The organism is Dehalococcoidales bacterium (assembly GCA_028716225.1).
Lineage (GTDB): Bacteria > Chloroflexota > Dehalococcoidia > Dehalococcoidales > UBA5760 > UBA5760.
On record JAQUQE010000008.1, the window covers coordinates 1 to 13,017 of the forward strand.

The 13,017-nt window shown below is 45.0% G+C and carries 13 protein-coding genes; 2 read left to right on the plus strand and 11 right to left on the minus strand.

Translation table 11 applies throughout. From position 1 onward, the window contains the following. Positions 1-491: 491 nt before the first annotated feature. On the plus strand, positions 492-911 hold the full coding sequence (locus tag PHI12_06075; GenBank protein ID MDD5510354.1) for a hypothetical protein: 420 nt from the start codon (positions 492-494) through the stop codon (positions 909-911). Between the two features lie 44 nt (positions 912-955). Here the strand turns inward: PHI12_06075 and PHI12_06080 are convergent, their stop codons facing one another. The 8 genes from PHI12_06080 to PHI12_06115 all read right to left on the minus strand — a co-directional run bounded on the left by PHI12_06080 (position 956) and on the right by PHI12_06115 (position 7,324). Further along, the gene (locus PHI12_06080) at positions 956-1,906 is read right to left on the minus strand and encodes a DUF4268 domain-containing protein (protein ID MDD5510355.1); all 951 of its coding nucleotides are present in this window, start codon (positions 1,904-1,906) and stop codon (positions 956-958) included. 48 nt (positions 1,907-1,954) lie between these two features. Further along, positions 1,955-2,317, minus strand: coding sequence for a hypothetical protein (locus PHI12_06085; GenBank protein ID MDD5510356.1), 363 nt, complete (start codon positions 2,315-2,317; stop codon positions 1,955-1,957). Between the two features lie 97 nt (positions 2,318-2,414). Then, a complete protein-coding gene (locus PHI12_06090) occupies positions 2,415-3,455 on the minus strand; it encodes a hypothetical protein (GenBank protein ID MDD5510357.1) in 1,041 nt (346 codons plus the stop codon). Between the two features lie 105 nt (positions 3,456-3,560). Then, the gene (locus PHI12_06095; GenBank protein ID MDD5510358.1) at positions 3,561-3,977 is read right to left on the minus strand and encodes a hypothetical protein; all 417 of its coding nucleotides are present in this window, start codon (positions 3,975-3,977) and stop codon (positions 3,561-3,563) included. A gap of 3 nt (positions 3,978-3,980) precedes the next feature. After that, positions 3,981-4,703: a hypothetical protein gene (locus tag PHI12_06100; protein ID MDD5510359.1), complete on the minus strand. Its 723-nt coding sequence runs from the start codon at positions 4,701-4,703 to the stop codon at positions 3,981-3,983. A 176-nt stretch (positions 4,704-4,879) separates the two neighbouring features. Beyond that, positions 4,880-6,058 (minus strand): DNA polymerase IV, encoded by a 1,179-nt coding sequence (dinB, locus tag PHI12_06105; GenBank protein MDD5510360.1) that lies wholly within the window; start codon positions 6,056-6,058, stop codon positions 4,880-4,882. A 12-nt stretch (positions 6,059-6,070) separates the two neighbouring features. Further along, positions 6,071-6,457: a cyclophilin-like fold protein gene (locus PHI12_06110; protein ID MDD5510361.1), complete on the minus strand. Its 387-nt coding sequence runs from the start codon at positions 6,455-6,457 to the stop codon at positions 6,071-6,073. Positions 6,458-6,472: 15 nt separating this feature from the next. Beyond that, positions 6,473-7,324, minus strand: coding sequence for a ribonuclease H-like domain-containing protein (locus PHI12_06115; protein ID MDD5510362.1), 852 nt, complete (start codon positions 7,322-7,324; stop codon positions 6,473-6,475). A 726-nt stretch (positions 7,325-8,050) separates the two neighbouring features. Between PHI12_06115 and PHI12_06120 the strand changes: the two genes are divergently transcribed. Continuing rightward, positions 8,051-8,848, plus strand: a complete 798-nt coding sequence (locus PHI12_06120) for a hypothetical protein (GenBank protein ID MDD5510363.1) — start codon at positions 8,051-8,053, stop codon at positions 8,846-8,848. Positions 8,849-9,481: 633 nt separating this feature from the next. Here PHI12_06120 and PHI12_06125 read toward each other — a convergent pair. From PHI12_06125 to PHI12_06135, 3 genes are all read right to left on the minus strand, one after another. Beyond that, the gene (locus tag PHI12_06125; GenBank protein ID MDD5510364.1) at positions 9,482-10,867 is read right to left on the minus strand and encodes a CoA-binding protein; all 1,386 of its coding nucleotides are present in this window, start codon (positions 10,865-10,867) and stop codon (positions 9,482-9,484) included. Between the two features lie 77 nt (positions 10,868-10,944). Beyond that, on the minus strand, positions 10,945-11,649 hold the full coding sequence (locus PHI12_06130) for an acetate--CoA ligase family protein (protein ID MDD5510365.1): 705 nt from the start codon (positions 11,647-11,649) through the stop codon (positions 10,945-10,947). A gap of 771 nt (positions 11,650-12,420) precedes the next feature. Then, the gene (locus PHI12_06135) at positions 12,421-13,008 is read right to left on the minus strand and encodes a hypothetical protein (GenBank protein MDD5510366.1); all 588 of its coding nucleotides are present in this window, start codon (positions 13,006-13,008) and stop codon (positions 12,421-12,423) included. Positions 13,009-13,017 lie beyond the last annotated feature (9 nt).

A 13,017-nucleotide genomic window follows, 5' to 3' on the forward strand; every position in this document is an offset into this window, starting at 1 on the left:
AACAACTACTACAGTGGATACTCTATCATCGAGACATCAGACGGCGGTTGCGTAATAACTGGTGACATACTCTACTCAGGAAGGCCAGACTGGGACTTGTGGGTTACTAAGCTGATGCCACCAGCCGGTTAACGATTTGCCCTGCCCACAATAGTCAATTTACTTTCGAATCATCTAATAATTAGCATTTCATACAAGCGCCACAATACAAAATTTTGCATTTTCTTCACAAGGCTGGGTAAAAGTCTAGGTTTGAAAGGTTAAGCTGGTTAGCTAGAAATAGTATATATGTATTTTGCCTAACCCCTTTAACCCGTCTAACCCAAAAATAATTCCAAAGCGCTAGTATACAAAATACGCGTATTCTCAGCACATTGGTGGATTTTGCTACTTTCATTGTGCGGAATTGCATTACAGCGTAAGTTTGCATGATTATAGAAAATTATATAGCATTCATAACACTGGCATAGTATTGTCTATGGAGGGGAATTATGGAGGTTTCTCTTAAAGCAAAAATGATTGAATTGATGAAACAAGACCGCAAAAGGGAATATCTTAACCTATGTATTCAAGACTATGCACAAGCTGTGTCCATCATCCAGGGACTATATCCAGAATTGTATCGGTCAAAGGATCCTTTTGATAGTCTGTACGATAAGGCTATGGAAAAGAAAAAGCAAGGGAATACAGATGATGAAATTCGAATACTAGAGACCGCGGTTGCTGATAATTCTAGAATGCCATATTGCTACGAACGATTGGCAATATTGTATTCCAAAGCTAAAGATTATAAGCAAGCATATGAAGTTTGTATAAAGTGGTTCAATTCTGATTTTTGGAAAATTCCTAATTCATCCACTACTAGTCTGCGTCTGCTCGATCGTCTGGAGAAACTGAAAGCTAAGATATAAATGCTAGACTTCCAGTTCTAGACTGGGCAAGTTAGCAGTAGTAACTAGCCAATATTACAGTATTTGGGGAAAGTAGTAGCGAATTTCCCAGCCATTTCTACCATCCATTTGTAAGCTTCTCTCCATTCCCCTCGTGATTTTAGCTTTATATTATTGTTTCGTATATGAGCACCTGAAGCTTTGGCTTTAGGATTTTCCTGCCATGCTAATTTAAGGTCTAGTTCTTCTTCAATTGCTGACCTATTTTGAAATACACTATGGTACAAGTCTTTGTTATTCGGTATGTAAAATTCGCATCGTATAAAGTTCTGCCCAAAGGATACGGTTAATGATAAATATGCTTGCGTACTAGGGATATCCTTCAATGTTATATCATACCAATGCTGAGGTTGTGGCTTTTTACTTCGTAAATTAACATGATTGTTCTGAAGATAGGCATTAAAATCGGTCCAGAATTCTAATTGAAGCTTATTGGTTTCAGTTAATTCATTAATGCCAAATTCCTTAACCGTTTTTGACCAGTTATTTGGGGAGCATATTATCTGAAACTTTGGGGCAGGTCGAGAGTCCCCAATTTTCCAAACCTCCATCTTCACAAGGAAGATATTTACACTATTGTCCGTTTTTTCATTAAGCCAATCAATTGCCTTGCGATGCTCCTCTCTTACATCACTACATATCCAAACTAATATGCCTGCATCATAACCAGAACCGTAAGTAAATAACTTGCCAAAATGGTCGTGGTCTGTTTGTCCTAACTGGTTTTCAATAATAACCATCCGTTCCGTCTTGTCTTCTTTTGCTAGGATATCTGCTGAGAACCTGCCCACATTCGCTTCAATACGCTCTAGCTGCATACTTATGCCGATTTCGGTAGCGAGTATAGATAAATTTTCTTCTTTGCTCAACCAGTGGGTAAAGTCAGTGGCTTCGCGTTTCCAGATCTCACGTAAATTGACCTTTTCTAATTTACCAAGCTGCATTTCCATGGCCATATAAACCTCCGTTGCATCCTATTTACCTTTTAAGTTAAATAAGTAATGCTAAACGTAACTATCAAACTTGGCGCGAATATGTTTCGCTTTAAGTAAATCTCGGAATTCATCGAAAGCGCAAATATTACCGCCGTAGATCTGTTTGAGGAGTTCTAAAACTGCGTCGCCTTTGTTGAGGGGTAAGGATGTTATACATATCCCAATTTGATCACAGTGTTCGCTAAGTGCTTTGAGAACTTCTTCTTGATATTTCGGCTTTACCACTAGCCAATATTCATAGTCATCATCGCCCCAGACTTTGCGAGGGAGTTCGCCGACATCTTGTCCGGAAATGATCAGGTTACCACTGTAATCGATTGTGGCTTCGATGTGGATAGTTGTCCCCTTTTCCCTTTTTGAATAGAGTTCCATAGGCTACATATTGGGTTTTGCTATTAGCCTTTAGCAGTTTTACATTCTAGTGCAAGTATGCAACATGATATTTCAATAAGAGTTCTTAAAATATATGCTAGTAATCATACCTTTCTTTAACGTATTTACTCCACTCTCTAATGTAGGTACTACGGCTGCGTGATATCCACGAAACAAAGTCCTGATGTGTGAATGAGTGAAATCTTACCTTAGAATTATCGTTGAACAGCTTGGGCCAATCGGTCGTGAAATCGCTCCTCCCCAAATCACTCAGACATTGAACCAGCTCAGTATTCCTTTCATCAAATGTAACTCCAGAGTATACATATTCAAACAATCCCGATTCAGCAATACCCTGAGCTAACGCCTGTTGGCGCAGTAGCTGATAGCCGTCTCTGAATGCGGGACAATATGGTAGACTTCGCCAAGCGTCTTTTTCAATGGAGTCAGCGAGTATTGACCAGTATTTTCGGCCCCAGGCTATCTGATGACAATAGCCACTGGGGTTGTCGACTAATCCTTTAACATTTCTGCAACGCGTAGAATCTGGGTTAGGCTTCAATCCCTGTTGTAGGTGCTCCTTACTGATGGTCTTCTTAGCTGCCGAACAACCATAGAAGTGGTGTTCAGTATACTTGTTCTCGATAAGATAGATTCCAGATGAGCCGTCTACGCAGCTGAAAAGTATAGCTATGTCGGGTGATGTCTGACCGCTACCACGCTTACCGCGCTCATTTAGAAGATGCTTGGGCGCTAGTCTACCCGGGGCTGCATATTCTAGTTCAACAGCGTCGATAGTTGATATATCAAGATTAAGTTCCCTTTTAAGGAAACTTCTTAACATATATCTCATGTGTGGGTCGTATCGGAAAGGGAAGAAGAGGTTAGCACATTGGACCCATGAGCTTTTGAGATTGTGCTTTCCTTCATTAGCCTGTACTTCGTCAGAGACTAAATAGTCGTCTAATGAGTCTCGTACAGGTTCCCAGATTCCAAGAAGCCACTGGTTGGCTGGTAGAATATAGTCTTTCTCCACGCCATTTTGTGTTCCGTTTTGCCCTATAAGTACCTCTTTATTTTCACGCCAGTTAGTCTGATGAATACCAGCCGTGTTGCTCCAGGATAGTCCTCTTGCCATAATACCTCCGATACTATAGATAGATTTAGATACATCTTGTTATACATTGGCGTTGTTTAATAGCAGTATGTTCTCCAGTATTCGGCAATCATTCATACATCAATATCATGAACCCCAATCCATCTTTCCCACCAATTTCCCTTTTCCGCATCTAGGACAAACGATTTCTTCATTTTCCAGCGGCTTAAGTATCAAATCTGTGTTACCGCAAATAGGACACTTAACTGCGTCCTCTTGATTGTACTTATCCGTCGACTCGCATCTGCCAAGCCACATATCTATTTTATTGAAAGTAGGTTTTTTATACTCATCCAGAACGAGGTCGAATACCTTGTCGCATTTAGGGCAGTATAGATTTCCGAAGAGACCTTGAATACCACTTTGCCTTGCCTCTTCAGAATTTGGGCTTGGGTGTCCGAAAAACTTGCGATTACCTTCGCTATCGCGGTAAAACTCCCAAGGGCCCGAGGTGGAGACGGAGTACCCGCATTTATTGCATTTGTGAGTGTATTTGGCTCCCATCTGTTATCCCCCTCCGTTGTTTAATAGCAGTATGTTCTCTAGGATTCTGCAATCGTTACATCCCGGGCATCCGTCTGGAGGACTGTCCATATCGTGGATTTCCCTCACTCTGGCTAATAGCGGGTAGATGGACGGCAGGTCAACAGGTATCTCAAGTATGTTTGCCTTGAAGCCCATCAGAAAGCCGTCATCCCTGTAGTGCAGATTGAAGTCTAGGATATCTCTGTCGGTAACCGGCTCCATGTAGATCAGTGCCAGGTTCGATACCGGCTTGAATCCATGCTGCTCGCCTATCAAGGCGTAGGAATTAAGCTGGACCTGATACATGGGAAGCAGCTTGTCTTGACCTCCCGTGTATTTGGACGTTTTGTAGTCGGCTATGACGTAGTTGCAGTCTGATTTTATGAATATGGCGTCGGGACCGCCGCGTAAGAGGATATTGCTCTCTTCGTCGACGATGCCATACTTGCTCCAATGAGGCGGGTTCACGTATCCGGTCAGCTCACCGATGCCATTCAACCATATGGGCGATTTCCGATGCTCATCAAACCAACTGTGGACTATGGTCTTCGTGTATGAATCTATCGAGCTGAATATGCCGGGGAAGATCTGAAAGGGGAGCTTGTTGTGGAGGCGCAGCTTTAACCAGAAGCACCTTGGGCAGAAGGAAGGCAGTGCTAACTCCCCGAGGTTCTTAGCCGATATTGTGACTTGTTGCGAATGCATACCTTTGGCACATACTTTAACTGTGAAATGTGATTCTGTCAATACTTGAGACAGCAGTTATATTGAAGCTGAACATTCCCGAACATTGTGCAATTTTGAGCATTTTCCGGAACAATTCCTACTCGAGAAGAAAAGTCTGATTCCAATCATGCATCAGCTTCGGCTAATCATAATCGCTAGCGTATCAAGTCCTTCAGCATTACGGCTCTCCCAGTCTGGATAGCACCAAAACCGTACCTGTTCCGGATGCGGTCTATCGCTTTATTCAACTCCTCTAGTTTTCGACCGGAAGGAGTAAAAAGTGCTGTCTGCCGGCTTGGTTCTGCCAGGTGGGATACACCAATTCCGATAAGCCGTACCCCTTGTTTTTCAACCGCCAGCGCTTTATGGAGCAGGATGATCCCTATATCGAATATCTCTTTATCAGCACACAGACTTTGAGGAAGCGTGTGGCTCCGGGTGATGGTCGTAAAGTCTCCATATCTCAGTTTCAGCGTCACGCACTTTGCATCCCGCCCTTGTTTCCGGAGGTCAGCTCCAACCTTTTCACTTTGTGTCCATAAAGTTGCTTCCAGAAATGCCCTGTCGCAAGTATCTTCTCCGAAGGTGGTCTCCCTACTGATTGACTTGGCTTCTCCGGGAGGCATTACCTGGCTATCATCAATACCATTGGCATGCCGGTGCATCGTTTCCCCTGCAACCCCGAAGCGAACCCTGAGAGCATGAGATGGCATTCGAGCCAGATCACCTATCGTTCGTACCCCAAGACCGTTCAGGACTTTCACCGTTTGCTTTCCTACTCCGGGTAACTTATCTACCGCCAGCGGCGCAAGGAAATCCCGCTCGCCTCCACTGGGAACCTCTACCAGCCCGTCCGGTTTGGAGAAGTCTGACGCGACCTTGGCCACTATCTTGCAACTGGCGATCCCTATTGAGGCAGGAAGTCCCAATTCGGCCCTGATTCGCTGTTTCATGGCAATTGCCATTTCCATTATTGACCCGTGTAACGATTCGAACCCGGTCACGTCCAGGTATGCCTCGTCGAGACCGCCTGGTTCGATGAATGGAGAGAAGTCATTCAGAATCGTCATGAACCTGCGTGAGAAGTCCCGATACCTGGCAAAGTTCCCTTCGATGAAAATAGCGTGTGGACAGAGCCGAGCAGCTGTCACCAGCGGCATGGCCGAGTGCAGACCGAACTTTCTCGCTTCGTAAGAGGCTGTGGCAACAACTCCTCTCCGGTCAGGACTGCCTCCCACGACGACAGGTTTCCCGTTGAGTTCGGGATTGAGTACCCGTTCCACCGATACAAAGAAGGCATCGAGGTCAATATGAATAATGGTTCTTTCTGACATGACTAGCGGTAATTACGCTACTCTTTCAATCGATACTTTCTCCCCGTCGGATACGCGGCCAGGGATATTGCAGTCGCTCGTAACTTTCCCGAAAACATTAACCTTGCTGGCCGCCCTGATCTCATTGCCGCGGCTGCCCGGCGTCGGTCCAAAAAATATGCAAAATGCTTTCCCAGGTGGCCAGTATGCAATATCGCCCGCATTTACCACTTCCTGGCCGTTCTCTAGTCCGATACTCACCGGAATGTTGAAGTAGATCTCCTGGCCCCAAGTATTCACCATGCTTTCAAGAGGTAATGCCTTCCATATTGCGTCTGATGTCGCACAATCAATGAGTTCAGCTTCGATTTCTATCGAACTGGTTCGAATGATAATTCTTCTGCTCGTACCTGAATTCACCTCCATCTTCTAAAGCTAGGTCCATCGTTCATGGACTTGCCTCAGCAGGTACTCTACCAGTTCGCCATCAAATGAAATATCATCGAGACAGTATTTCTGAGGCTTAGGGAGAGGGTCTACGAGTACCGGCAGCCTCGCAATACTTGTGTTATACACTATATCAGAAAGATATTGCAGATTGACCACATCCTCCAGGTTATAGCGAATAAGCGTGCTTAATGCTGCCCGGTTGCCTCTCTCGTGTTCTCGCCAGAGTAGCACCGCCATAAAACCATCTATCTGTCGCAGGACTCCTTCACGCCCGATTCCCAGCTGCTCCTCTACCGACTTGAGCCCTCCCCGATATCCGAGACGTCTTAAAGGATACATCAGATCAAGATGCGCCTGGTTTGCTGGTAAATCACCTAGTACACAACGTATGAATGGTACATCGAACCGCTTGCCATTGAAGGTGACAATAAGCTGATATTTCTTGATTTCATCATTGAACTGTTCGAGGTTGATGCCCTGGATAAAGACCTTGGTCTCAAGGCCATCGAAAAGACCAATCAATGTGATGGCGTTAGGTCCCGCGCACAACCCGGTGGTCTCGATATCGAGAAACGCTGTCTTCGCCCTGAGCTCACCGTAGAGCCTCCACATTTCCCCGGATGGCATAAGGGATTCAAAATAACGGTAATTCGTATCATCTACAGCCAGTATCGAGTGTTCGAGGTACAACGAAATCCTGTCCCGCGTGATTGGAGATAATGTGCACTCGTGGCACCTTTCGAGATAGTCTTCCCACTTTTGGAAGCCCGTTGTCCAGAGCCAGTTTTCTCTGGAAGGTCCAATGCCCGGAATATGGATGAAGGTATTCTTTAGCATGCTTGTTGTCCGCTTGGAGCCTGTTTACGAACCACCTCGTTCAAATTTTACCAATTCCAGGGTAGTGGAGAGAAGCTTACAAATGGATGGTCGAAATGGCCGGGAAATTCGCCACTACTTTTCCCAAATACTGTAACCTTGTCTAGTTATAACTGCTAAATTCCCCGCCCAGAATTATAAGCCTAGCATCCATATCTTAGCTTTCAGTTTCTCAAGACGATCAAGCAGACTCAGACTAGTAGTGGATGAATTAGGAATCTTCCATGACGCATCTGCTTCATTTACTTCTTAATTACTATTGCCGCTCCAAAATGGCCTGTATATCCTTTCGAGAGCGGACTATCACTTCCCTAATCTCCTCCAGCTTTTCACGGTTAAGCCCTCGGGCTCTCCTAATCTGCCTTAGACGCTCGATAAGACCAACGTCGCTAATTGCCTTACTGCGACGGCTTGCGAAGCAACTAACGCTGTGCCATCATAATATCAAACGCTTCGGTAAAAGGATAGACTTTGGAAACACAGTATGAACCGCAGCATTACTTGATACTCTCACCAGCGGTCCCGCTTATGCCTTACAACCTCGGCAATCGCCATATTCTCAGAGCGACCGTCCCGTCTGAATATATGTTCCAAGGTTTCGCGCCTTGCATACCACACGGATACCTGGCAATACTAGGACTCCCCTATGTCAATTTGAACTCGTATAGTATATATAGAGACCTAATAATGTTCCATTCTTTTGTATGCGACGACCCAGAGACTTACGAGTTTGGTGAGCGGGCGTGGACAAAGACAATTGTGAACACTAAACTGGAATTCATATGTAGCCCCGAGTACTTCCATAGAAATGCGATTCCGGCCGTAGACTTTGATAAGTTCCCGATAACTGTTTACCCGACAAGCAAGGAGACATCTGAAGAACCTCTGACCGTAGAACAGGAGCGGAGACTCAGAGAAACAGGAATGTGCTGGGGGCAAATAGCGCCTGAATTCTCGAGAGTAGTGAACTATAAGAAGGCGTTTCGCTTGTTCAGGGCACTTAGGTCCAAGAAGACAAGCCTTTTCAACCAAATATGCCTCTACGTCTTCAGTGCTAGCATTGCGGAATTCCGAGAGTTGTATAGGAACGACCATGGCACCATAGCTTTCCTGATGGCAATCCTTGAGGCGCTAGCCGGCGCCCCGCCTGTCTGCAAATCCGTGGCGAAATGTGACGAGTGCGGTAGGAAGATACCACATGGTACTTCGATAGAGAATCACCTACTAAACAAGTATGGAGCCTCTTTCATGCATCTACGCAAAATACGTCACAAGTTCTTCCATCAAGGTGACTACTTCAACATCGCCGACGTCCTATTCGATATTTATGACCGTAGGAGAATTGGCGGGAAGTCCCTTGAAGCCGGGCTCAGAACAGAGGAAAAGATAATCTCTGACCTTACTGATGAAATCGAATTACTTCAGAAGGTAGTGAGAAGAAGCCTGTTGGAAGCTTTCCTCGCCGAATATGACTTGACTCACTAGCCAATGACCGGACCTGCGCAACTGTTGGAGATAAAGTATAGTCTTAAGATAACTCTCTTGAAGGATTTGGGAGAAGAACTATGAAGCGCTTACGTGCGTCTACGGATTAAGGAGCTAATTCAGCTAAGCCCGACGCGATGTCCCCCATCCAGTGTCACCCCACCCCTGAATCGAGCGAACGCAGTCATCTGGAGCGAGGGAGGGATGAAGTTACAGTCAGTAATACGAACCGAGCGAACTCACTGACCAAATGTCAGTAATGAGTGCGGTATTCACTATATCGGTTAAGAAAGGGCTTCCTGTCTTTATCCTACTACCCATTCCGAGAATATTCAACTGATTATGGTAGCAACGGTTTTTTATTCACATTATTCGCTCAAGCGTTCAACGAGTTAACATTTCTGAGAATCGGCTTCACTGAACAAATTTACAGATTTTTGTAGCGATGGCGACTGTTCACCCAAAACGTTAATCTGAGTAATCCAATACGGTATAGAAAAGATTAACAAGAAGCTGTCAAGGTGATTCGTATACTCACTTCTTGACATTGGTATAATATTTGGGAGTAGGTCACAGTTACTTGACTACCAATTAAAGCATTATAGCAATGATGATCGAGGGGAAAAATTAGACTCACTGGGAGATTTTGGAATACAGGCTATGCTCATAGAACCAGTGCATTTTTGAGAGGATGTGAACTGCCGTTTCAGGGTCATCATACACCGGGAAACCTAGTTCCTCCAGTTTAATCACGGAGGGCATAACAAAGTCTCGGGCAGGAATACTGATTAACAAAGGTTTACCGCAAAGGCTCAGTTCCCCAATTTTCTCGATATAAAGATCGGTCAATTCAGCTTGTAGAATGATTACAAAAGCGCTGACATCATCGTCTTTTGCACAGGTATTAATTACTTCGGCTACCTGAGCTGGTGTCTGATCAAAGGTTAAGTCGACCGGGTTTTTTACTGTAACATAAGGCGGTATAATCTGGCTGAGACATTTTATTGAGGCCGATGATAACTCTGCCAGACGGAGACCTTTCTCGTAACAGGTATCAGTGCTGGTAACGCCCATAGCCCCGGTATAGCTAATGATCAATAAACCCGGGCCCTTAGGCAAGGGTTGTTTAGAAAAGGCCTTGGAAAGGTTGAACATATCCCGGTAGCTTTCCGCCTGAATAACCCGGCTCTGCCTAAACACAGCGTTATAGATGTCGTTGTTACCGGCGATAGAGGCAGTGTGGGAAGCCGCTGTTCTAAGACCAACAGTAGTTCGCCCCCCCTTAAGGGCAATGATTGGCTTATGGCAGGTCACCTCCTTGGCTACATCAATGAACCGTCGCCCAGCTTTGATATCTTCTAGGTACATGGAAATTACTCTAATGTTATCGTCTGTACCTAGATATTCCAGCATGTCCGTTTCGTTAATATCCAGCTTGTTGCCGATGGTAGCGATGACGCCGAATTCCATGGTTTGGCTAAAGCCCCACAGTAACCCCGCCGCGTAAACGCCGGCTTGGGCAACCACACCCAGATTTCCTTTTCTCAATAGCCCCACAATACCGAGCGACTGCACCATATTGTGATGAGTATTGATCAATCCCGAGCAGTTCGGGCCGACCATCCGGGTGCTGGAATTCCTTAAAGCCTGAACGATTTCCTGCTCAATGGCAAACCCTTCCTGCCCGATCTCCGAAAAACCGGCGGCTTCGTTGATAACAAACTTTACCCCTTTTCGACAGCATTTTTTGATAACCCCGGGGGTACTTTTAGCCGGAACGATGATGATGGCCGTATCAATCTCATCGTCAATATCACCGATGTCTTTATAGGCTTTGATGCCCTGTACGTATTCCACACCAGGATTAACAGCATATAGCCTACCCTGATAATTATGAATGATTAGATTCTTAAAGACATTGTAGCCCAGTTTACCTACCGTGTTCGAGGCACCTATAACAGCGATGTTTCTTGGATAAAAAAGTAGTTTCAGGGAATTGTCAGGTTGTACTGGTAACATCTCGCAACTCCTGTTTAAATATGGCATACTACCGAACCTGCCGATAGTTCGATACCAGCTGCTCTGTATCAGACTATTTAAGCGATCAAGGGCGTATCTTCAAGTAATACCCGTGCGTCTACTGCCACGGCACCATTGGGGTATACGAAAACCGGGTTAATGTCCAGTTCCTTTATGCTTGGGTTTAGCATAACCAGTTCTGACACTTTTAGCAGCCAATCTTCAATGATTTCGGTGTCCGCTGCAGGCTGTCCCCTATATCCCTGAAGTAACTTGAATCCTTTAAGCTCATGGATCATCTCAGAGGCGTCTTCCTCATAAAGGGGTGCAATCCTCAACGAAAAATCCTTGAGCAGCTCAACCCAGACGCCGCCCAGCCCGAACATGATTGCCGGACCAAACTGGATGTCTCTTATCATACCAATTATTACTTCTACCCCACGGGGAGCCTGTGACTGCACCGATATGCCATCTATTGCAACTTCGGGATAATTTTGCCGAAGATTGCTCATCATGTTGTTATAGGCATGTCTGACTCCCTCCGGATCAGTTAATCTGGTGATTACGCACCCGGCGTCGCTCTTGTGAATGATGTCGGGTGAGACTACCTTGAGTACTACGGGATAGCCAAGGCTACAGGCAATGGCTACGGCTTCTGAATCAGAATTGGCTAAGAATGGTTCCGTAACCGTTAACCCTGCCTGCTTGAGAAGTTGTTTAGATTCTATTTCATTAAGAAACTTGCCTGGTTTTTGACAAGATCCATTCGGCGTTCGTGTCATTTTACCCACCCACGCGTTACTTTATAAATGATAAGATTGTCGATTGCGTTTATTCTTCCGCTTGGTCCCCCTCTCTTTTCTTACCCTTGTTAATAACTTGCACGTTTACCGTCGTTGTTAAAATACTGGTTGTGACGGCCTGCCTAGCACGTTTCTTGGCCTTCTTTGGTTCTCTTCGGACGTAGTCGCGTCTGCCCATATTAACACCTATTTGTGCCGTGAAGTTTCTTTATTCAACCCTTATCTGTATTTATTGGTATGTCAGCCATCAGGAAAGCATGTTCATCATTAGTAAGATATCACTAGTAATTAGGTTGTTACTTCACCTTTCTTCCGGGCATTTTCCCCCGCTTTTTCCTCGCTTGTTTAAGAACTTTCTTGTGGTTCCTGCGTTCCTCCTCTCTTTCTGCAACTGATTTCCTCTTCATAATCGCTTATGCCTCCTTAATATGTTACATATTCTTTGCCGCTTTGTACGGAGGCTGCATCTTTGGTCGATAATGATGGCAATTCTGTTGCGCTTGCGCCACAGTCCCGTTTGGCTTAGTAATTCCCCATAGGGAAAACCAGCGTGGGTTCCTCCTATCAAAGCGCCCATATTGGCAACGATACTCTTCGGGCTCCGTTCTTTTCAGTAACCATTGGCAACGGGCGCATTCCGGTTGCTCCAATTCATTAATCACTCCTTAAGTTAGGCCATCCTGTTATCAATAAGGAATCATTTATGACAGGAATAGACATCCTTATAAGGTTAGTTACTCTTTGGTTACACTATCTTTTCTTCCCTCTCCTTGTTTTAAGGCTGGTATCTGCATGCTTGTCTTCCTTTGCCTTTCTGATGTGCCTCTTTACTCTTCCCGTTTCGGCCCCCTTAGCCTCGTTTATCAGCCGTTTAAAATTACGCTTCCTGCCGCAGTATTTACAGATCCCCTGACAGTCTGAATTAATGATCCAGTAATGCACGCACTGGTCAATAGTAAATACTATCGTGTTGTCGATGGTCTGATCATATGTAAAATTCCCTTGGTCGCTGAGATATTCTTTAATAACCCGATTCGTTCCTGGCTTATTGTAATTGCTCATAACTACCCTCGCATCATGAGATAGATGGCTTTCCCAGCATCTTAGTATTCTCTTTAGGTCCTTATAATCGCCAGGAGTATTAAGCCATAATAGGCCTATCTTATCCTTCCATCTCCTGGCGGAATCCTCATTCGATTCATGCCGTAACACCAGGATATTCTGTATATTATCCCAGTCCAAGTCGCTGGTGAACTCCGGACTTTCTCGCGATGTGAAGCTAAACACCCTATTTTGCTTGCCTTCTTGCGAACCTCTAACCAAACACTGGGTTACCATATCTCTTTT